At 70.8% G+C, this 20,309-nt stretch carries 17 protein-coding genes and 2 tRNA genes; 9 read left to right on the top strand and 10 right to left on the bottom strand.

All coding sequences use genetic code 11. The annotated features are described in order from the left end of the window. Window positions 1–109 precede the first annotated feature (109 nt). From G6031_RS11650 to G6031_RS11665, 4 genes are all read left to right on the top strand, one after another. Window positions 110–592 (top strand): GNAT family N-acetyltransferase, encoded by a 483-nt coding sequence (locus tag G6031_RS11650; RefSeq protein WP_182653342.1) that lies wholly within the window; start codon window positions 110–112, stop codon window positions 590–592. Window positions 593–632: 40 nt separating this feature from the next. Next, on the top strand, window positions 633–1,988 hold the full coding sequence (locus G6031_RS11655) for a TrpB-like pyridoxal phosphate-dependent enzyme (protein ID WP_182610381.1): 1,356 nt from the start codon (window positions 633–635) through the stop codon (window positions 1,986–1,988). Window positions 1,989–2,149: 161 nt separating this feature from the next. Then, window positions 2,150–3,079, top strand: coding sequence for an SDR family oxidoreductase (locus G6031_RS11660; protein ID WP_179524025.1), 930 nt, complete (start codon window positions 2,150–2,152; stop codon window positions 3,077–3,079). A gap of 80 nt (window positions 3,080–3,159) precedes the next feature. Beyond that, entirely contained in the window at window positions 3,160–4,824 is a 1,665-nt protein-coding gene (locus tag G6031_RS11665) for an alpha/beta-hydrolase family protein (RefSeq protein ID WP_241737317.1), read from the top strand. Window positions 4,825–4,898: 74 nt separating this feature from the next. Here G6031_RS11665 and G6031_RS11670 read toward each other — a convergent pair whose 3' ends face one another. Beyond that, complete coding sequence (locus G6031_RS11670) at window positions 4,899–6,764, bottom strand: ABC transporter ATP-binding protein (RefSeq protein ID WP_182653348.1); 1,866 nt, start codon at window positions 6,762–6,764, stop codon at window positions 4,899–4,901. Window positions 6,765–6,993: 229 nt separating this feature from the next. On the opposite strand from G6031_RS11670, the gene G6031_RS11675 reads away from it, so the two are divergent. Both G6031_RS11675 and G6031_RS11680 read left to right on the top strand, forming a co-directional pair. Next, window positions 6,994–8,556, top strand: a complete 1,563-nt coding sequence (locus G6031_RS11675) for a fatty acid desaturase (RefSeq protein ID WP_187702242.1) — start codon at window positions 6,994–6,996, stop codon at window positions 8,554–8,556. Between the two features lie 43 nt (window positions 8,557–8,599). Continuing rightward, complete coding sequence (locus G6031_RS11680; protein ID WP_241737318.1) at window positions 8,600–9,235, top strand: TetR family transcriptional regulator; 636 nt, start codon at window positions 8,600–8,602, stop codon at window positions 9,233–9,235. Between the two features lie 49 nt (window positions 9,236–9,284). On the opposite strand, the gene G6031_RS11685 is transcribed toward G6031_RS11680, so the two are convergent. Next, window positions 9,285–10,043, bottom strand: coding sequence for a PaaI family thioesterase (locus G6031_RS11685; RefSeq protein WP_179524022.1), 759 nt, complete (start codon window positions 10,041–10,043; stop codon window positions 9,285–9,287). A 12-nt stretch (window positions 10,044–10,055) separates the two neighbouring features. Here G6031_RS11685 and G6031_RS11690 point away from each other — a divergent pair, with 12 nt between their 5' ends. After that, window positions 10,056–10,877 carry an SDR family NAD(P)-dependent oxidoreductase gene (locus tag G6031_RS11690; RefSeq protein ID WP_187702243.1) on the top strand — a complete coding sequence of 274 codons (822 nt, stop codon included), beginning with the start codon at window positions 10,056–10,058 and terminating at the stop codon, window positions 10,875–10,877. A 90-nt stretch (window positions 10,878–10,967) separates the two neighbouring features. On the opposite strand, the gene G6031_RS11695 is transcribed toward G6031_RS11690, so the two are convergent. Genes G6031_RS11695 through G6031_RS11705 form a run of 3 tightly spaced genes read right to left on the bottom strand, consistent with a single transcriptional unit; the run spans window position 10,968 to window position 13,889 of the window. Further along, window positions 10,968–11,666 (bottom strand): PaaI family thioesterase, encoded by a 699-nt coding sequence (locus G6031_RS11695; RefSeq protein ID WP_182653344.1) that lies wholly within the window; start codon window positions 11,664–11,666, stop codon window positions 10,968–10,970. Between the two features lie 40 nt (window positions 11,667–11,706). Further along, window positions 11,707–12,438: a PaaI family thioesterase gene (locus tag G6031_RS11700; RefSeq protein ID WP_346034453.1), complete on the bottom strand. Its 732-nt coding sequence runs from the start codon at window positions 12,436–12,438 to the stop codon at window positions 11,707–11,709. Further along, window positions 12,438–13,889: an FAD-dependent oxidoreductase gene (locus G6031_RS11705; protein WP_179524020.1), complete on the bottom strand. Its 1,452-nt coding sequence runs from the start codon at window positions 13,887–13,889 to the stop codon at window positions 12,438–12,440. Before G6031_RS11705 ends, G6031_RS11700 begins: the two co-directional genes overlap by 1 nt. A 53-nt stretch (window positions 13,890–13,942) precedes the next feature. On the opposite strand from G6031_RS11705, the gene G6031_RS11710 reads away from it, so the two are divergent. Next, window positions 13,943–14,497, top strand: coding sequence for a nuclear transport factor 2 family protein (locus G6031_RS11710; RefSeq protein ID WP_182653345.1), 555 nt, complete (start codon window positions 13,943–13,945; stop codon window positions 14,495–14,497). A gap of 10 nt (window positions 14,498–14,507) precedes the next feature. Beyond that, window positions 14,508–14,978, top strand: a complete 471-nt coding sequence (locus tag G6031_RS11715; protein ID WP_179524018.1) for a hypothetical protein — start codon at window positions 14,508–14,510, stop codon at window positions 14,976–14,978. On the opposite strand, the gene G6031_RS11720 is transcribed toward G6031_RS11715, so the two are convergent. The 5 genes from G6031_RS11720 to gyrA all read right to left on the bottom strand — a co-directional run bounded on the left by G6031_RS11720 (window position 14,964) and on the right by gyrA (window position 19,716). Further along, window positions 14,964–16,196: an MFS transporter gene (locus tag G6031_RS11720; RefSeq protein WP_182653346.1), complete on the bottom strand. Its 1,233-nt coding sequence runs from the start codon at window positions 16,194–16,196 to the stop codon at window positions 14,964–14,966. The two genes, G6031_RS11715 and G6031_RS11720, sit on opposite strands and share 15 nt — an antisense overlap. A 73-nt stretch (window positions 16,197–16,269) precedes the next feature. Continuing rightward, window positions 16,270–16,342 (bottom strand) — tRNA-Ala (locus G6031_RS11725). Between the two features lie 59 nt (window positions 16,343–16,401). Then, window positions 16,402–16,475: transfer RNA gene (locus G6031_RS11730), tRNA-Ile, on the bottom strand. An 88-nt stretch (window positions 16,476–16,563) separates the two neighbouring features. Continuing rightward, window positions 16,564–17,187 (bottom strand): DUF3566 domain-containing protein, encoded by a 624-nt coding sequence (locus tag G6031_RS11735; RefSeq protein ID WP_179524016.1) that lies wholly within the window; start codon window positions 17,185–17,187, stop codon window positions 16,564–16,566. A gap of 6 nt (window positions 17,188–17,193) precedes the next feature. After that, window positions 17,194–19,716 (bottom strand): DNA gyrase subunit A, encoded by a 2,523-nt coding sequence (gyrA, locus tag G6031_RS11740; protein ID WP_182609572.1) that lies wholly within the window; start codon window positions 19,714–19,716, stop codon window positions 17,194–17,196. Between the last annotated feature and the right edge of the window lie 593 nt (window positions 19,717–20,309).

Below are 20,309 nucleotides of genomic sequence, written 5' to 3' on the forward strand. Positions count from 1 at the left end.
CCCGCGGCCGGCAGCGCCGCGCCGGGTGCGGCCGCCGGCTCCGCGCCGCAGCCCTCGGACGACGATCCGGCCGGTGGTACCCCGGCCGACAAGCCCTGACCTGCAGACGGTGAGTGAGCACGACTCTCCGTGGAGAGTCGTCGCCTCTCCCCTGGCCGGGCTGGGTCCGCTGGACGTCCACGCGCTGTACAAGCTGCGCGTGGACGTCTTCGTCGCCGAGCAGGACTGCCCGTACGCGGAGATCGACGAGGTCGACGCCGACCCCGGCACCACGCACCTGTTGGCCTGGGCTCTGGCCACCGAATCCGGTCCGGACGAGTTGGTGGCCACCCTGCGCGTGTTCGGGTCGGGGGTCCACGGTGGGGTCATGCACCTCGGCCGGGTGTGCACGGCTCCCGGGTGGCGAGGGCGGGGGATCGCCGGTGTCCTGATCCGTCGCGGACTCGAGCTCTGCGGCGAGCTGCCCGTCGAGATAGGCGCCCAGTCCCACCTCGAGGGGTGGTACGAGCAGTTCGGATTCCTCCGTTGCGGACCGGACTACCTGGATGAACGGATCCCGCACCTCCCCATGAGGCGCGACCTCCTAAGATGAGGTGTGGCTCACCCCTCCCCACATCTCCCGAGGACACCACATGACGTCTGACGCTGCATCCGGTTCACACTCCGCATCCGGCTCGCTGGTCACGGCACCTCTGGTCAAGGCACTTCTCCCCGAGAGCGAGATGCCGACCCACTGGTACAACATCCAGGCCGACCTGCCCGAGCAGATGGCGCCGCACCTGCACCCGGGCACGAAGGAGCCGCTCGGACCGGAGGACCTGGCGCCGTTGTTCCCGATGGCGCTCATCGAGCAGGAGGTCACCGGGGAGCGGTACGTCGAGATCCCCGAGGAGGTGCGGGAGATCTACCGGCTGTGGCGGCCCTCGCCCCTCATCCGGGCCCGCCGACTGGAGAAGGCCCTCGGCACCTCGGCGAGGATCTACTACAAGTACGAGGGCACCAGCCCGGTCGGCTCACACAAGCCCAACACGGCCGTGGCCCAGGCGTACTACAACGCCGCGGAGGGCATCACCAAGCTCACCACCGAGACCGGCGCCGGTCAGTGGGGCGCGTCGCTGGCGTTCGCCGGTCAGGCCTTCGGCATCGAGGTGGAGGTCTGGCAGGTCAAGGCGTCCTTCGAGTCCAAGCCGTACCGCCGGATGCTCATGGAGACCTTCGGCGCGTCCGTCCACCCGAGCCCCTCCGACCTGACCGAGGCGGGCCGGTCCTTCCTCGCCAAGGACCCCCACACCCCCGGTTCGCTGGGTATGGCGGTGTCGGAGGCGGTCGAGGTGGCGGCGGGCGACCCCGAGGCCCGCTACTCCCTGGGTTCCGTCCTCAACCACGTGTGCCTGCACCAGACGATCATCGGCGAAGAGGCCCTCAAACAGCTCGAGATGTTCGGGGAGGCCGCGCCCGACTACGTCTTCGGGTGCGCCGGGGGCGGCTCCAACCTCGCCGGTCTGGCGTTCCCGTTCATCCGCGAGAACCTGGCCGGGGCGCAGACGAGGATCGTGGCCGTCGAACCGACCGCCTGCCCGTCCATGACCGAGGGCGAGTTCCGATACGACCACGGCGACGTGGCGGGACTGACCCCGCTCATGAAGATGTACACGCTGGGCCAGGACTTCGTCCCGGACCCCATCCACTCGGGCGGTCTCCGGTACCACGGGATGGCACCGCTGGTCAGTCACGTCAAGCACCTCGGCCTGCTCGACTCGATCGCGGTGGAACAGAACGTCGCCTTCGCCGCCGGTGTCGAGTTCGCCAAGGCCGAGGGCATCGTGCCCGCGCCCGAGTCCACCCACGCCCTCGCCGGCGCGTTCGACGAGGCCCGCAGGCACACCGGGGAGGCGGGCACGGGCCCGTCCATCGTGATCGGCCTGTCCGGGCACGGCTTCCTCGACCTCCCGGCCTACGAGTCGTACGTCCGCGGCGAGCTCGGCTGACCGGAGCCGACGCGGGGCGACCCGGTCCACCACGTCCCCTGCCGCGGGGCCGTGTGTGAGCCGGAGCCCGGAGCCGACAGGGTCCCCGCGCAGTCACGGCCTCGTCGCAGCACAGCCACCCACCAACTGAACCGACCCCCTCTCAACACCAGGAGTCACCCATGGTCAATCCCATCGATTTCACCGACCGCGTCGCGATCATCACCGGCGCCGGAGGCGGCCTCGGCCGCGCCTACGCCCTCGCCCTGGCCGAGCGCGGCGCCAAGGTCGTCGTCAACGACCTCGGCGGCGACGTCCACGGCGAGGGTGGCACCACCTCCCCGGCCCAGCGCGTCGTCGACGAGATCGTCGCCACCGGCGGCGAGGCCATGGTCGACGGCAACGACATCACCGACGAGGCCGCGGTCGACGCGCTGGTCTCCTCGGTCATCGACAAGTGGGGGCGCATCGACATCCTCATGAACAACGCCGGCATCCTGCGTGACAAGTCGTTCGCCAAGATGGACAACGACGACTTCCGCAAGGTCCTCGAGGTCCACCTCATGGGCTCGGTCAACTGCACCAAGGCCGTCTGGCCCCACATGGCCGAGGCCGGATACGGCCGCATCCTCATGACCACCTCGTCCTCGGGTATCTACGGCAACTTCGGCCAGAGCAACTACGCCGCCGCCAAGTCCGGCCTGGTCGGCCTGATGAACGTGCTCGCCATCGAGGGCGCCAAGAAGAACATCAAGGTCAACTCCATCGCCCCCACGGCCGCCACCCGCATGACCGAGGACCTGCTCCCACAGCGGGTCCTGGACATCATGGGCCCGGAGACCATCGCGCCCGGCGCCCTGTTCATGGTCAGCGAGGACGCGCCCACCAAGACCATCCTCGGTGCCGGCGCCGGCGTGTTCGCCGTCTCCCAGATGGTCGAGAGCCGCGGGGTCTACCTCCCGGACAACGCCCGCACCCCCGAGGTCGTGGCCGAGCGGTGGAACGAGATCGCCGACGTCACCGACGCGAACCCCCTGGAGTCGGCGTTCGAGCAGACCTCCAAGTACGCCGCGCTCGCGGCGCGCGAACTGGGGCTCCACCTCGAGAGCTGAGCCGCGGGGCGCGTGCGCGGGGATAGACTCCGCTCACGCGCCTGGCGCTCCGCCACGGTCTTCTCACCCCTGGACCGGTCTTGACCACGACACCGTCGACGGAGACGATCCGCGGCTTCACCCGTTCCCTGCACCCGGTCGGACTGGCCGTCGCGCTGCTGTTCTTCGTGTGGTCCATGACGCCCTCCCTGTTGCCGCGGGTGTGGCCCCTGCAGGCCGTGGCGACCGGGATCAGCCTCGCGACCGGGTACGGTCTGGGCTGCCTGATCGCATGGGCGGTCCGCTCCTGCGGGGTCTCCCCGGACCATTCCGCCCGCCTGCGCAGGATCGGGTGGTGGTCCCTGGCCGTCACGGCCGCGGTGACAGTCCCGGCGTTCCTGGTCCTGGGGTCCTGGTGGCAGCAGATCACCCGGGACCTGGCCGGCGTCGAGCGCATCGACCGCGCCAACTACCTGCTCGTCCTGGTGCTGTCACTACTGGTCGCGACGGTCATCCTCGCGGCGGCCAGGGGGATCCGGCGTGGCACGGCGGCGCTGACCCGGATCGCCGCACCCCACGTCCCGGCCCCACTCGCCCGCGTCGTGGCGCTGGGTCTCGTGGTCCTCATCGCCGTCTTGTCGATCAACGGGCTCGTCCACCGCGGGGTGATCGGCCTGGCCGACAGGACGGCCTCCGCCGCGGACCACGGCACCGCCGAGGGCGTGCGACAGCCCCGCGCCGACGAGAGGTCGGGGTCGCCGGCGTCCGCGCAGGCGTGGGAGAGCCTGGGCAGGGAGGGCCGGACCTTCGTCGCGGGCGGGCCCACCGCGAGTGAGATCGAGGAGGTGACGGGGCGGGCGGCGCGCACCCCGATCCGCGTCTACGCCGGGCATGACGCGGCCGGCACCGTCGAGGAGGCCGCCGACCTCGTGGTGGCCGAGCTCCACCGCACGGGAGCCTTCGACAGGTCCGTGCTGGCCGTCGCCACCACCACCGGGCGAGGATGGGTCAACCCCCGCGTGGCCGGGGCCCTCGAGTACACCACTGGCGGAGATTCCGCGATCGCGGCCATGCAGTACTCGTTCCTGCCCAGCCCCCTGGCGTTCGTGGCCGATCGGCAGTCGCCCCAGCGCGCGGGACGCGCCCTGTTCGAGGCGGTGGAGCGGGCCGTCGCGGACGTGCCCGAGGCCCGTCGCCCCGCGCTCGTCGCGTTCGGGGAGAGCCTCGGCTCCTTCGGGGGACAGACCGCCTTCGGTGGTGCCCGGGACATGGTGGCCCGGACCGACGGCGCGCTGTGGGTGGGCACGCCCAACTTCTCACCGCAGTGGTCCTACCTCACCGCCCACCGCGATGCGGGCTCACCGGAGCGACTACCGGTGATCGACGGCGGTGAGCACGTGCGCTTCGCCGCCGGCGGGCCGGATCTGGATCTCGACGGCGCGCCCTGGTCCTCTCCGCGGATCGTCTACTGGCAGCACGCCTCCGATCCCATCACCTGGTGGTCGCCCGACCTCCTGCTGCAGCGCCCGGACTGGCTGCGGGAGCCGCTGGGCCCCGATCTCGACCCGGGGGTGCGGTGGACCCCGTTCGTGACGTTCTGGCAGGTCACCCTGGACATGGTGTTCTCCGCGGAGGTCCCTGCCGGCCACGGTCACACCTTCGGGCCGGACGCCGCGCAGATGTGGGCCCGGATCCTGGACCCCCCGGGCTGGGCCGACGCCGACACCGACCGGGTCCACGACGCGATCGCAGGGGGACGCTACTGACGGGGGTGCTTCCGACCGGTGGGAGTGCTGCTGACCGGTGGGTGTGCTGCTGACCGGCCCCGCCGACGCGGCTGCTACTCCTGGTCCGCGAACTGGGTCTCGTACAGCTCGGTGTACCGCCCGCCCGCGGCCAGCAGCTCGGGGTGGGTGCCCGACTCCACCACGCTGCCGCCCTCGAGCACGAGGATGCGGTCGGCGGCGCGCACGGTGGACAGTCGATGGGCGATCACCAGGGACGTCCGGTGGGACATCGCCTCGGTGAGGGCCTCCTGGACCGCGGACTCGTTGGTGGAGTCCAGTGCGCTGGTGGCCTCGTCCAGCACCACCACGGAGGGCTCCGCGATGAGCAGCCTCGCGATGGTCAGGCGCTGCCTCTCGCCGCCGGAGAGGCGGTACCCGCGGTCGCCGATGACGGTGTCCAGCCCGTCGGGCAGCGACCGGACCAGGTCCTCCAGCCGCGCCCGGCGCAGGGCGTCCCACACCAGCTCGTCGGTCACCTCCGGACGGGCGAAGGTCAGGTTGGACCGGATCGTGTCGTGGAAGAGGTGGCCGTCCTGGGTGACCATGCCCACCGTCCGACGCAACGACGACGAGGTGACCTCACGCACGTCGAGGCCGGCCACCCGCACCGCCCCCGAGTCCACGTCGTAGAGCCGCGGGAGCAGCGACGCGATGGTCGACTTGCCCGCGCCCGACGATCCGACCAGTGCGATCATCTGCCCCGGCTCGGCGTGGAAACTGACCCCGTGCAGGACCTCCTGCCCGCCGCGGGTGTCGAGTACGGCGACCTCCTCCAGCGAGGCCAGGGAGACCTTGTCGGCGGAGGGGTAGGAGAACCGGACGTCGTCGAACTCGATGGCGGCGGGGCCCTCGGGCACGTCGACGGCGTCGGGGGCGTCCTTGAGCAGCGGGTCCAGGTCCAGGACCTCGAAGACCCGCTCGAAGCTCACGATGGCGGTCACCACGTCCATCGGTGCGTTGGCCAGCGAGGTCAGCGGGCCGTACAGGCGGGTCAGCAGGAGGGCGAGGGCGACGACGGACCCCGCGTCCATCCCACCGGTGAGGGCGAACCAGCCGCCGACGCCGTAGACCAGCGCGAGGGCCAGGGTGGAGACCAGCGTCAGCGAGTTCATGAACACGCTCATGAGCAGCGCGGTGCGGACCCCGATGCCCCGCACCCGACCCGCGCGGGAGGCGAACTCCGCGGACTCGGCGTCGGGGCGGCCGAACAACTTGACGAGGGTCGCGCCGCCGGCGTTGAAGCGCTCTGTCATCTGGTCGTTCATCGACGCGTTGAGGTCGGAGGCCTCGCGACGGAGCCTGGCCAGGCGCCTGCCCACGTAGCGGGCGGGGAAGAGGAACACCGGTAGCAGCAGCACCGACATGAGGGTCAGCTGCCAGTTGATCCCGGCCATCACCACCAGGGTGAGGATGAGCTGGACGAGGTTGGACACGACCCCGGAGAGGGTGTCCGAGAAGGCCCGCTGGGCGCCCAGGACGTCGTTGTTGAGCCGACTCACCAGCGCACCGGTGCGGGTACGCATGAAGAACGCGACCGGCATGGTCTGGACGTGGTCGAACACCGAACGGCGCAGGTCGAGGATCAGACCCTCGCCGATTCGCGCCGACCAGAACCTGGTCACGACGTTGTTGACCGCCTCGACGATGCCGATCACCGCGATGGCGGCGGCGAGGAGGAACACCACCCGTACCGCGGCGCCGTCCACGATCGCGGTGACCACCCGGCCGGCGAGCAGCGGGGTCACCACGGCGAGGGAGGCCCCGAACACGGACAGGATCAGGAACAGGACGATCAACCGGGTGTGCGGTCGCGCGAACTGACCGATCCGGTGGAAGTTCTCGCGGGTGAAGACGCTGCGGTCGAGCGTGATGTTGTTGTTCTCGGCCCGCATCAAGGTGCGCATGGCGGCCTGCTGCATCGTCACGTCCGCCACTCCTCCCGCGTCGGAGTGGATCCGACGACCTGTCGGTACAACTGCGCGGACCGCCCCCTTATTCCGCACCGGCCGGTGGAACGGATGGCCTCGTCGTCGTCCTCCCTGGACAAAATCAGACCACATGTCTAGACATGGCCCCGGAATTTGTCTAATCTAGTCTCCAGGCAGTGGCGTAGGCCACATCACCAGTGATCTTTGGAGGTCGTTGACGATGTCCAGCACCGAGTACATCCGCCCCCGGGGCGCAGACGAGCGTCCCGACCGGGACCCCACGACGGACCCCGCCGCCCGGGACACCGCCGCCCAGGACACCGCCGCGGTGGGTGACGCCACCGACGCCGCGGTCGAGCCGTACGCGTGGACCGACGCCAAGCGGTACCTGTGGCTGCTCGGCCTGATCCCGGCGATGGGGCTGTTCCTCTCGATGCCGTTCGTGATCGGGTTCAACGGGCTGGGTCTGGGCTGGGCCGCCACCGCCGCGTGGTTCCTGCTCCCCGTCCTGGTCTACGTCGCCATCCCCCTCGGCGACCTGGCTGTCGGAGCCGACGGCCAGAACCCGCCGGACGAGGTGATGGACCGGCTCGAGGCGGACCCCTTCTACCGCTGGTGCACCTACCTGTACATCCCCTTCCAGTACGCGTCCCTCATCGTCGCCTGCTACCTGTGGACCGCCCAGGACCTGTCGTGGCTCGGTTACGACGGCGGGCTCGGGATCGCCGCCTCGATCGGTGTGGCCTGGACGGTGGCCATCACGGGCGGGATCGGGATCAACACCGCGCACGAGCTCGGCCACAAGATCGCCGGGAGCGAGAAGTGGCTGTCCAAGGTCGCCCTGGCCACCACCGGGTACGGACACTTCTTCATCGAGCACAACCGTGGGCACCACGCCCGCGTCGCCACCCCCGAGGACCCGGCCAGCTCGCGCTTCGGTGAGTCGTTCTGGGCGTTCCTGCCGCGCAGCGTCGTGGGATCCGCACGGTCGGCCTGGCACCTCGAGTCCGAGCGGCTCGGTCGCCTGGGCAAGAGCCCGTGGACGATCCGCAACGACAACCTCAACGCGTGGCTCATGACCGTCGTGCTCTTCGGCGGACTGATCGCCGTGTTCGGCTGGGAGGTCGCGCCCTGGCTCCTCGTCCAGGCGGTCTTCGGCTTCTCGCTGCTGGAGGTGGTCAACTACCTGGAGCACTACGGCCTCAAGCGGCAGAAGACCTCCGCCGGCCGCTACCAGCGCTGCCGCCCGGAGCACTCGTGGAACTCCGATCACCTGGTGACCAACATCTTCCTGTACCACCTGCAGCGCCATTCGGATCACCACGCCAACCCGATGCGCCGCTACCAGGTCCTGCGCAGCTTCGAGCAGGCCCCGCAGCTGCCGTCCGGGTACGCCACGATGATGGTCCTGGCCTACGTGCCGCCGCTGTGGCGCAAGGTCATGGACAAGCGGGTGCTGGCCCACTACGACGGTGACATCACCCGGGCCAACATCCAGCCGTCCAAGCGCGAGAAGATCCTCGCCCGCCACGGGGTCGATGCGGCCGCCGCCGGTTCCACCGCGGTGGCGGAGAAGGTGGTCGCGGACACCGACATCGCCGCCGACCAGACGTCGCCGACCGGCGAGTACGTGTGCCCGAACTGCGGGCACCACTATTCCGAGGCGGCCGGCGAGCCGCGTGAGGGATTCCCGCCCGGGACCCCGTGGTCGGCGATCCCCACCGCCTGGCGGTGCTCGGACTGCGGCGTCCGCGACAAGGTCGACTTCCTGCCCGTGAAGTAGCCCTCCACCACCCGCGGACGCCAGATCAGGAACAATGGACCTCATGCCGCGCCGCCCCTCCACCAGTGACCGACGCTCCTCCGGGGATTCCCAGGGGGAGCGTTGGTCGCCTCGCCTCACCGTCTTCGACGCGATGCACGAACTGTTGGAGTCCCGTGACTGGTCGGCCGTGACCATGTCCGACGTGGCCAAGGCCGCAGGACTGAGCCGCCAGACGCTCTACAGCACGTTCGGCAACCGTCAGGGCCTGGCCCAGGCGTACGCGCTCCAGCTGTCGGAGACCTTCGCCGGCGAGATCCGGGACTCCATCATCAGGCATCCCGGGCAGATCGAGCTGGCCCTGAGTGAGGGGATCAACGGCTTCCTGCAGTCCAGCAGTCGTGACCCGCTCATCCGGGCGCTCGTGACCGGGGACATCAAGCCGGACCTGCTGCGGCTGATCACCACGGAGGCGGGGCCGCTCATCGAGCGCGCCACCGAGGTGCTCGTGCCGGCCCTGTCCGAGAGCTGGATGCGGATCGAGGCGAGCCAGGCCCGGCTGGCGGCCTCGATCATCGCCCGGATCGGCATCAGCTTCATCTCGCTCCCGCCCGAGGACCCGGACCAGTTGGCCTCGGGCCTGACCGAGGTGATCGCCCCCTACCTGCAGAAGGTCGTGCAGGTCGACCTCCAACACTGAGGCGGCGGCGCCCCGGGGTCGACACCCCGGGACCAGGTGTCGGGTCCGGTCAGGCTCCGTCCCCCACGGTCGACCGCTGGTCGGGGCGACCCGGTACCGCGACGCTCGCCTCGAGGAAGAGTCCGCGGGCCTCGACGCACAGCCGGTCGCCCGCGTGGATGGTCGCCTTGGTCCAGGTCTTGCGGCCGTCCACCTCGTCCACCCACGAGCGGAACGTCAGCGGCCGCAGCAGCGGCGTGGGTGACCGGTAGTCGATCTCGTAGTGGGCCGTCATGCCGTAGCGGCCTCCCCAGTGGTTCGCGAAGCCCATCATGTGATCGATGATCAGCGCGCTGATCCCACCGTGGACGCACCCGGGAGGGCCCTGGTAGGCCAGTCCGAGCGTGACCTCCGCCGTCACCGACCCGTCGTCACACCCGGAGAACCGCACCGGCGGGGCGATCGGGTTCTCCGGACCGCCGACGGGGTTGGCCCGGCGGGACCCGGCGCCGGTCCACATGGCCTCCAGCCGGCGGGCCGGCTCCGGCACGCGGGGTTCGAGGAGGTCCGCGACCTCGGCCAACCGGTCCGCGATGTCCCCCAGCTCGACCTCCGAGTGGGCGAGCCCGGCGATCGCCTCACGCAGCCTGCGCAGCTCCGCCACCGAACGATCGAGATCGGGATCCGGCGTGGGCAGGTCGGGGACCGCGATCGGATCGAAGGTGTCCCCCAGTCGCTCCCGCATGCTACTCAACTGGAAGTCGTCCACGCCCTCGATCCTCGGGAGCGGACCTCGGCCGATTTCAGGACTGTCGCTGTCGTTGGTCATACTCTGGAGACTATGTCGACACCCGTCAAAAAGAAGCAGATCGATCCGTCCACGTACGGCCCCTGGGCTCTGGTCGTGGGCGGCAGCGAGGGAGTGGGTGCCGAGATCGCCCTCCGCCTGGCCGACGCCGGCGTCTCGTCCGTGCTGGTCGCCCGCCGGAGCGGACCCCTCGAGGAGACCGCCGGGGCCGTCCGCGCCCGGGGCGTGGAGTGCCGCGTGCTCTCCGTCGACCTCACCGGGCCCGGTGCCGCCGACGGGATCGCCGCCGCCTGCGAGGGACTGGACGTGGGGCTGGTGGTCCTCAACGCCGGGGCCAACACCTACGGCGCGGAGTTCGCCGAGTCGGACATGGAGCGGGTCCAGCAGGTCATCGACCTCAACATCACCTCGCCGCTGGCGGTCATCCGGCACTTCGCCCCCGCGCTCAAGGCCCGCGGCCGGGGCGGCATCGTGGTCATGGGGTCGATGGCCGGGTACCTCGGACACGCGGACATGAGCATCTACTCGGCGGCCAAGGCGTTCAGCCGGGTCTTCGTGGAGGGGCTGTGGCTGGAGATGCGCGAGCACGGCGTCGACGTGGTCGAGGTGATCCTCGGCGTGACCCGGACCCCGGCCATGATCCGCGCCGGTCTGGACATGGATCTCCCGGGCATGACCGTGAGCGAGCCCGCCGACGTCGCCGACGAGGTGCTCGCGTCGATCGGCGAGGGCCCGGTCCACGTCTGCGGCGGCGAGGGCAATCTCAAGGGCGTCGAGTTCAGCTCCGGAGTCGAGCGCGGCCGGATCGTGGCCGGGGCGCACAAGCGGATGAAGGCCCTACGCGGCGAGGGCTGAGCGGCTCCACCGACGCGTCGCGTCCCCGCCCCCCGGGACCGGACGCCGGCCCGCTCAGCCTGGGACCGGATGCCGGCCCGCTCAGCCCGGTCAGCCCTCGATGGGACGGTCCCGCTGCGCGTCCGAGATCCCCCGGGGTTCGATGAACAACGCCTCGGCGCGCGCGCACAGCGTCTCGCCGGTGTACACGGTGGCGCTGGCCCAGATCTTGCGGCCCTCCACGCGGTCCTGTCGCGCCTCGAACCGCAACGGGGCGTACAGCGGGGTCGGCGAGATGTAGCTGACCCTCAGGTCCGCGGTCAGGCCGACGCTCTTGGCGGCGGCGTTGGCCAGGCCCAGCATCTCGTCGAAGACCAGCGCGACGATCCCCCCGTGCACGCACCCGGGAGGGCCCTGGTACTCGATGCCCAGCCGGAGATCCGCCCGCACGGTCGCGTCGGGCAGAACAACCGGCTCGAGCGGCGGGGAGACCGGGTTACGGCTGCCGATCGCGGGGTTGGAGGCGAGATGCTCCGGAACGCCCCAGGTCGCGTAGTCGGAGGGGCGCACCATGGTGCCGACGGCCTCGAGATGGTCGGCGAGCTCCCGGACGGTCCTGACGGCGTCGTGGACGTCGTCGAAGCGCGACCCCGCCACGAGTCCCCGCACCCGGCGCAGTTCTCGGGCCAGGTCGGTGGACCCGGAGGCGTCGTCGTCCTGGCGCAGGAACGGGGCCCCCTCCTCGCCGGCCGAGGCGGGATCGGTCGTACCGAAGGGGCGGTCGTCGGTGGCGGAGGTTTCGGTGGTCACGAAAACCGAATCTACTCCGCATTCACCCGGTCGCCGCCGGTCACCCTCCCGCGAGGCGGCGCCGGTTCTCCAGGAGCAGGCCACCGGGTTCGACGAACATCCCCTCGGCGGTCGCGCACAGTCGATCGCCCGCGTGGATGGCGCCCTGCGCCCAGATCTTGCGCCCCTCCACTCTGACCTGCCGACCGGTCACCACGATCGGCTCGAGGACGGGGGTGGGGCTGCGGTAGTCGACGTCCAGGTAGACGGTCATCCCGGTGGAACCGGCGTGGAAGTTCGCCCGGCCCAACACCACGTCGAACAGCAGCGAGACCACTCCGCCGTGCACGCACGCGGGCGGGCCCTGGTACTCCAGACCCAGCGTCACCTCGCCGCGGAGGGTCCCGTCGGCCAGGATGTCGAACCCGATCGGCGGGGCGAGGACGTTGGAGCGGCCCACCACCGGGCAGTTGGTGACGTAGTCACCCGACGACCACGTGACCGCCTGCCTGCGTTCCGTGCTCGCCGAGGCGGCCTCCAGCCGGTCGGCCACCTCGCGCAACCGGTCGGTCAGCGGGGCCAGGTCGGTGTCGAACAACCCCCCGGTGGTCAGCGCGCGGATACGACGCACCTGCTCCACCAGCGCGTAGAGGCCGGCCTCGTCGTCGTCGACCTCGTCGATCCGTTCCCCGCCCCCGCGTGACGGGTGCAGCGGACCCGTCTCCACCACGGGTCGTGCCCGCCGCGGGACGGCCACCGGACCGGTGGCCCCGCCACCCGGGTGATCGGTCACTACCCGGTCCCCTGCGCCGCCCCGCGCCCGGCGCGGCGGCCGAAGAACGAGCCGTCGCCCAGGGACGTGCCGGAGATGTAGCCCTCGCCGTGCAGGCCGTGCGTGCAACGGCCGGCGGCGAACAGGCCGGGGATCGCCTCGCCCGCGCGGTCCAGCACCCTCGACTGCAGGTCCGTGTGCAGCCCGCCCAGGGTGAATCCCTGTGGTTTGAGGGGGAGTCCGTTGAACGAGTCCGGGCCGCCCGCCCCGGTGGGGTAGGCGCCGAACGGGGGCTCGAGCGGGCGGACCCAGCGTGAGCTCTTCCCGAACTGGGGATCCTGGCCGTCGCGGGCACCGGCGTTGTAGCGGCGGAGGGTGTCGGCCAGAGCCTCCGCCGGCAGCCCGCAGTCCGCGGCGAGTTCCTCGATGGTCTCCGCGGCGTGCATGGGCTGCATCCCCCACAGTTCGCTCTCCGGGACGTCCTCGATGCCCTTCTCGTCGATGATCACCCACACCGGCGGCCGGCGGTGGTGCACGGCCGCGTGGCAGTACAGGCCCGGGTAGACCTCCTCGTTGATGAAGCGCTGGCCGTCGCCGTCGACGAGCATCGCCCCCACCGCCAGCCGCGGGATGATGAGCATCGCCGTCTCGGTCTGGTGCATGCGGCGCACGGCGGCGCCGACGTCCATGCCCATCTCGATCCCGGAGCCGTCGTCGCGGCCGTCGGAGACCTTGTCCTTGCCCACCTGCTGCGGAGCCCACTGCTCGAGCATGCGGTCGTTGTCGACGAACCCGCCGGTCGCCAGGACCACCCCGCGCGTGGCGCGGTACTCGCGCTCCTCGCCGAACTCGGTCGCCCGCACGCCCACCACCCGGCCGTCGGCGACGATCAGCGATCGCGCCCTGACATCGCAGTGCAGCGTCACGCCGGCCTTCCGGGCGGTGGCCACCAGGGCGTCCATCAGCACGTTGCCGGCGAAGTTCGGGGCGGGCGGGCGATGTCCTCGCGCCGCGGGCCGCGCGATCGAGGCGTAGGGCTCGGCCCGCTCACCCATCCACATCAGTCCCGAGTCGTCCCCCGGCATCCACGTGGGGGTGTCCCAGAGCTTGTGGTTGAACTCCGCACCGTGCGCCACCAGCCAGTCGTGGTGCTCGACCGCGCCCGCGCAGTAGTCGGCGATCTTGGCCTCGTCCGCATTCGGACCCAGGGCCGCGGTGAGGAAGGCGCGCATGTCCTCCTCCGTGTCCTCCACCCCGAGCGCCCGCTGGGTGGCGGTGCCGCCGCCCAGGTAGACCTCGCCCCCCGACTGCGAGGACGACCCCCCGGGGCCGGACGCGCCCTCCAGCACGACGACCGTCGCGCCGGCCTCGGCCGCCTCGATCGCCGCGCACGCCCCCGCGATGCCCATGCCGATCACCACCACGTCCGCGGTGTGTGGCGATGGACGAGTGTCTGGCCTGGTGTCCGTCATGGCCGAAACTATAACGTGTTCATCGCCTGAGACGGCGCATTAGTGTAGTGCTCATGACTTCCCCTCCCGCCACGTCCCGCCTCGACGCCCTGGAAGCCCGCCTCGCGTCGGCCGAGACCCGGATCACCGACACCCGCGCCCGGCTCGACGCCGCCCAGGACGAGCTGGCCGTCCTGCGGATCCTCGCCGCCTACTCCCCCCGGGTCGACTCCGGGGACGCCGCGGGCGTCGCCGAGCTCTGGACCGCCGACGGGGTCTACGACGTGGACACCGGGGTGCTCGAGGGCCACCAGGGTCTGGCGGGGATGGTGCGCGGTGCCCCCCACCAGGACCTCATCGCCCACGGGTGCGGTCACGTGCCCGGCCTCCCGGTGGTCCTGCTCGACGGCGACAGGGCCGTGGCCACGGGCTACACCCAACTGGTGGTCCGATCCTCCCGGCCGGGGCGCTACACCGTGATGCGCGTGACGGCGAACCGCTGGGAGCTCGAGCGCCTCGGTCCGGTGGACGCGCCCGACCGCGGCTGGCGGGTCGTGCTGCGGACCGCCCGGGCGGTCACCGACGACGGCGAGGGCCGACGCCTGCTCGGCAGGTCCCGCGAGGGGTAGCGTGAGCCCCATGCTCCGCCGACACCCCGCGGTCCCCGACCCCACCCTCCGCGCGGGACGGCTCGCGCTGCTCACCACGTGCGCGGCCCACCTGGGATTCCAGTCGATGGTCACCTCGGTCGTCTACCCGACCCTGTTCGAGGGTCCGACGATGGGGATCGCCGAACGCCAGGCCGAACACGCCCGCCGGATCGCCCCGGTGGCCCTGACCCTGTACGCCTCGGGTCTGGGTGCCGCCGCCTGGGCCGCCTACGGATCGGTCCGGTCGCACGACCGTGGCGGCCTGACCGCCACCGTCGTCGCGTGCCTCACCACCGTCGCGGTCCCGGCACTCACGGCCGGGGTCGTCCCGCTCCACATGGGGATCGCCCAGGAACAGGTCACGAGACCCCGCATCCAGACCCTGTTGGCCTCGGACCGGATCCGCACCGGCCTGGCCGCGATCGGGGTGGCGGCCGCCGCCCAGTCACTCAGCAGCTGACGGTCCACTCCCCCGGCCCGGTGGCCGCATCCGGGCCACCGCCAGCAGAGCACCGACCGCGATCACCGAGACCACCACCGACATCAGGTGGAAGGCGGTGGTGAGGCCGACGACCTCGGACAGCAGGGCCGCCACCACCGCGGGGATCCCCAGCGAGAGGTAGGCCACGACGAACAGGGCGGAGAAGACCTCCCCGCGGGAACTGTCGGGTGCGTTCTGCGCGACGAGCGACGTGCCCATGAGGAACAGCAGCCCCATGCCCACTCCCGTGACCGCCGAACCCACCACGAGCCCGGGCACCGACGCCGCCGCGAGCGCCATAGAGGCCGTGGCCAGCCCCACGACGAGCGTCACGCCGCCGATCGCGACACCCCTGCGCCACTGTTCCTGACCCGCGCGCAGGTTCCACACCAGCTGGGCCAGCGCGGCGGCGGCCTGCAGGCAGGCGACCACCAGGCCGGTCACCAGGTAGTCCGACCGGCCGACGAGGTCCTTGGCGATCGCCCCGCCCAGGCCGAGGAAGACCCCGCCCACGGACCACGAGGCGATCACGCACACCGCGGCGAGGGCGAAGGCCGGACGAGCCGCGGGGGGCACCGCGATCCGCTGGACGCGCACGGCGTCCCGGAGCGTCTGGGGGCCGGCCCCCGACGTCTCGGGCACCAGGACGACCACGCCCGCGAGCAACGCGGCCAGGGCGACTCCCATCACCACGTACGGGTGGACGAGGGGCGACGACGACGAGGTGGCCACCACACCGGCCAGGAGCACACCGGCCGCGATGCCGAAGTTGGTCGTGGAGCTACTGGTGAGCGCGCCGACACGGGCGTTCCTGGTGGGGTGCAGCTCGATGATCGCCGCCGCCGCCGATCCGGTGACCAGCCCGACGCCCAGTCCCTGCACCACCCGCGCGGCGATCAGCCAGGCCACCGAGGGCGCCGCCGCGAGCCCGGCCATGCTCAGCACCAGCAGCACCAGGCCGGTGATCACCACCGGCCGGCGGCCGATCGCGTCCGACAGTCGTCCCAACAGAAGTAGCGGGACCAGGACCGCCAGCGCGTACACCGCGTAGACGACCGTGATCATGGCGCCGCTGGTCCCCCAGGCCTCCTGATAGTCCACGTACAGGGGGGAGGGCGTCGCGCTCGACATCAGCGCCGCCGTCACGACGAGCGCCATCAGGACGAACGGTGTCCACGAGCGGGAAGTGCTGTCCACGGGCGGTCCTGGGGTCGGTCCACCACGGCCCGACACCCGTCGGGCGGGGAGGGGGACGCGGGAGGGAGAGGAGTGGAGCCTAGGGGATTCGAACCCCTGACATCTGCCTTGCAAAGGCAGCGCTCTACCAACTGAGCTAAGGCCCCGTGCCACAAAGCGTGAACGCCGGACCGCGGCTAGCGATCCGGCGTCTGCCATGCGGGGGTGGGCCTAGGAGGACTTGAACCTCCGACCTCCAAATTATCAGTTTGGCGCTCTAACCACCTGAGCTATAGGCCCTCGTACCGAAGCGTTAATCTACCCGACGCGCGCGCCGCCCCCCAAATCGGGAGTCCCGCGGCGACGACGGGACCCCCGAACCGGCACCTCAGTTCCGGCGATCGCTCAGCGTCACCTGCACGCCGCCACCGGTCAGCCCGGCGGCGAGGTTGTAGATGAACACCGCGAGGGTCGTCAGGATGGCGAGCAGCAGGACGTTGAGCAGTCCCACGCCGCCGCTGTAGAGGAAGATCGTCGACGGCCCGATCGCGGCCGCCGACTCGTCACCCGCGACCCCGGAGAGCAACCCTCCGAGCCGGTCCCACACCCCCATGCCGGAGAGCAGGAGGTAGGTGACACCGATCGCCACCATCCACACCAGGTACAGGGCGAACATCAGCCCGAGCACGGTGGTGAACGCCGACCACGGGTCGATGCGTCGCAGGACGAGCACCGACTCCATCGGCCCCCGCCGCTCCGTCGGCGGAACCATGGGGGCCGCGCGACCGGCCGCGCCACCCGAGTGCGCGGTCGCGACACCGCCGGGCAGTCCCTCGGCGCGGTGCTGGGTCGCCGCGGGGAACGACGCGGTCGCGGTCGCGTCGTCGGGGGTGGTCTCCACGGCGGGGGACTCCGCCCCGGTCGTGGAGCTGGCCGACCCGCCGAAGCCCGGCGCAGGGGTGGAACCCTTGGGTGCCGGGCCGCTCTCGGGTCCGTCGCTCGGCTCGGTCATCGCCTTTTACTCCTTGTCGGACCCGGCGTCGAGCCGGTCGTCGTCGTCGGGCTCGTCGGCGTTGCGGGCGATCGCCAGCAGCGAGTCGCCCTCGGCGAGGTTCATCAGGCGCACGCCCTTGGTCTGCCGGCCCGCCTTGCGCACCTGCTTGGCGAACGTGCGGATCACGCCACCGCTGGACGTGATGGCGTAGAGCTCGTCCTGCAACTCCACGATCGTCGCACCCACGAGCTTGCCGCGCTTGGGATCGAACATGAGCGTGAGCACGCCCTTGCCGCCCCGGCCCTGGGCCGTGTACTCGGCCAGCGCGGTGCGCTTGGAGTACCCGCGCTCGGTGGCCACCAGCAGGAAGAGCTGGTTCTCGTCCATCTCCGAACGGACCACCGACATGCTGAGCAGGGCGTCGCCGTCGTTGAACCGCATCCCCATGACACCGGACGTCGCACGGCCCATCGGGCGGAGTGTGTCGTCGTTGGCGTGGAACCGGATCGACTGTCCCTTCTCGGAGACCAGGAGGAGGTCGTCCTCGGGGCCGGCGAGGGCGGCACCGACGAGCTCGTCGCCGTCGCGGAGGTTGACGGCGATGAGACCGCCCGAGCGAGGCGAGTCGTAGTCCTCGAGACGGGACTTCTTGACCAGGCCGTTGCTGGTGGCCAGGACCAGATACGGGGCGTCCTGGTACCCCTTGATCCGGATGACCCCGGCGATCCGCTCCTCCGGCTGGAACGCGAGGAGGTTGGCCACGTGCTGGCCCCGCGCGGTGCGGCTGGCCTCGGGCAGCTCGTAGGCCTTGACGCGGTAGACCCGGCCCTTGGTCGTGAAGAACAGCAGCCAGTCGTGCGTGGAGGAGACGAAGAAGTGCCGGACGATGTCGTCCTGCTTGAGCTCCGCACCCCGCACACCCTTGCCGCCCCGCTTCTGGGCGCGGTAGAGATCCGTGCGGGTCCGCTTGGCGTAACCCGTCTCCGTGATGGTGACGACGACGTCCTCGCGGGCGATCAGGTCCTCGTCGGTGACGTCGCCGTCGGCCGGGATGATCACCGTGCGTCGGTCGTCGCCGTACTTCTCGACGATCTCGCGGAGTTCGTCTCCGACGATCGCCCGCTGCCGCTCGGGCTTGGCCAGGATGTCCTTGTAGTCGGCGATCTCGAGCTCGATGGCGGCGAGCTGGTCCACGATCTTCTGCCGCTCCAGGGCCGCGAGGCGGCGGAGCTGCATGTCGAGGATGGCCTGGGCCTGGTCGTCGTCGATGTCGAGGAGGTCCTTGAGACCCTCGCGGGCGATGTCGACGGTCTGCGACCGACGGATGAGCGCGATGACCTCGTCGAGGGCGTCGAGCGCCTTGACCAGCCCGCGCAGGATGTGGGCCCGCCGCTCGGCCTCGTCCAGCAGGTACTGGGTGCGCCGGACGATGACCTCGATCTGATGCGTGACGTACAGCCGCACCAGCTGGTGGATCGGGAGCGTGCGCGGCACGCCGTCGACGATCGACAGCATGTTGGCGCCGAACGACGTCTGCAGCTGCGAGTGCTTGTAGAGGTTGTTGAGGACGACCTTGGCCACGGCGTCACGCTTGAGCGTGATGACGATCCGCAGGCCCACACGATCGGACGACTCGTCGTCGATCTTGGAGATGCCGGCGATCTTGCCGTCGCGCAGCTGCTCGGCGATCGACAGGATCATGTTGTCCGGGTTGACCTCGTAGGGCAGCTCGGTGATCACGATGACGGTGCGGTTGCCGTCCTCCTCGATGGAGGTCTTGCCGCGCATCCGGATCGAACCGCGCCCGGTGGTGTAGGCGTCCTTGATGCCCTGGTCCCCGACGATGAACCCGTGGGTCGGGAAGTCCGGCCCCTTGATGAAGCCCATGCAGGCGTCGAGCGCCTCGTCGTCCCCGGCGTCCGGGTTCTCCAGAACCCAGTAGACGGCCTCGGCGACCTCGCGGAGGTTGTGCGGCGGCATCTTGGTGGCCATTCCCACCGCGATGCCACTGGAGCCGTTGATCAGCAGGTTCGGTACCCGGGACGGCAGAACGACCGGTTCGGACGTCTTGCCGTCGTAGTTGGGCTGGAAATCGACCGTGTTCTTGTCGATGTCCCGCACCATCTCCATGGCGAGCGGGGTCATCTTGCACTCGGTGTAGCGCATCGCGGCCGCACCGTCGTTGCCGCGCGAACCGAAGTTCCCCTGGCCGTCGACCATCGGGTAGCGCATCGCCCACGGCTGGGCCAGACGGACCAGGGTGTCGTAGATGGCCGAGTCACCGTGCGGGTGGTAGTTGCCCATGGTGTCGGCGACGGGCTTCGCGGACTTCACGTAGCTACGGTCGGGCCGGTAGCCGTTGTCCCACATCGCGTAGAGAATCCGACGGTGGACGGGCTTGAGCCCGTCCCGGACGTCCGGGAGGGCCCGCCCGACGATGACGCTCATCGAGTAGTCGATGTAGCTTCTCTGCATCTCCGCCTGGATGTCGACCGGTTCGATGCGGTCGTGTCCCCCGGCGTCGGGCGGCAACGTCGTGTCCGTCATGGGCTCCTCTTCGGTTCCTCGTCGCGCTGGCTTCTCTCGCAGACGATGTCGCGGGCACGCGCGTGCTCTGACGGCGGCCGTACGACCCGCCCAGTCTATAGGTCCTGGGGAAACGGGTTCGAGGGCACGCCTCGGGCACCCTATTATCTGCGAATGGAACGGGTCCTCGACCGCGTTCGTCGCCGGGTCCTCCGGGCGTCACCGCTCCCGGACCCGGTCCTCGGCTGACCCCGTCCGCTCGCCCGGTCTCGGGTCGCCTGGTCTCGGGTCGTCTCGACGGATTGCCGTGCCCAGATGATGTGACGCACGTAACATTTCCGTCATGTCGCGCCTCCGCAGTGAACCCGGCCACCGAAACCGTCGTCTCGTGGCCGTGGCGGGAGCCGCTGTCTTTACGCTCGTCAGCGGCCTTGCCGCCCCCGCCGGCGCGCAACCGGTGACGCAGCCGACCGCGAACCGGGACGGCGTCCAGTTCGACCAACCGGGCGGTTTCTACGACACCCGGGGCCTCCCACCCTCGTCCCCGGGCGCCGTCCTCCGTGCGGAACCGGGTCAAGCCCCTGGAAGTGGTGTAACTGAATGGTGATCCTTCG

The sequence above is a fragment of the Dietzia sp. CQ4 genome (assembly GCF_014145125.1).
GTDB classification, from domain to species: domain Bacteria; phylum Actinomycetota; class Actinomycetes; order Mycobacteriales; family Mycobacteriaceae; genus Dietzia; species Dietzia natronolimnaea.

Excerpts from the sequence above, each read along its gene's own strand:
- G6031_RS11655 (WP_182610381.1), top strand. The coding sequence starts at position 633 with ATGACGTCTGACGCTGCATCCGGTTCACACTCCGCATCCGGCTCGCTG.
- G6031_RS11660 (WP_179524025.1), top strand. The coding sequence starts at position 2,150 with ATGGTCAATCCCATCGATTTCACCGACCGCGTCGCGATCATCACCGGC.
- G6031_RS11670 (WP_182653348.1), bottom strand. The coding sequence starts at position 6,764 with ATGCAGCAGGCCGCCATGCGCACCTTGATGCGGGCCGAGAACAACAAC.
- G6031_RS11675 (WP_187702242.1), top strand. The coding sequence starts at position 6,994 with ATGTCCAGCACCGAGTACATCCGCCCCCGGGGCGCAGACGAGCGTCCC.
- G6031_RS11680 (WP_241737318.1), top strand. The coding sequence starts at position 8,600 with ATGCCGCGCCGCCCCTCCACCAGTGACCGACGCTCCTCCGGGGATTCC.
- G6031_RS11685 (WP_179524022.1), bottom strand. The coding sequence starts at position 10,043 with ATGACCAACGACAGCGACAGTCCTGAAATCGGCCGAGGTCCGCTCCCG.
- G6031_RS11690 (WP_187702243.1), top strand. The coding sequence starts at position 10,056 with ATGTCGACACCCGTCAAAAAGAAGCAGATCGATCCGTCCACGTACGGC.
- G6031_RS11705 (WP_179524020.1), bottom strand. The coding sequence starts at position 13,889 with ATGACGGACACCAGGCCAGACACTCGTCCATCGCCACACACCGCGGAC.
- G6031_RS11710 (WP_182653345.1), top strand. The coding sequence starts at position 13,943 with ATGACTTCCCCTCCCGCCACGTCCCGCCTCGACGCCCTGGAAGCCCGC.
- G6031_RS11715 (WP_179524018.1), top strand. The coding sequence starts at position 14,508 with ATGCTCCGCCGACACCCCGCGGTCCCCGACCCCACCCTCCGCGCGGGA.
- G6031_RS11735 (WP_179524016.1), bottom strand. The coding sequence starts at position 17,187 with ATGACCGAGCCGAGCGACGGACCCGAGAGCGGCCCGGCACCCAAGGGT.
- gyrA (WP_182609572.1), bottom strand. The coding sequence starts at position 19,716 with ATGACGGACACGACGTTGCCGCCCGACGCCGGGGGACACGACCGCATC.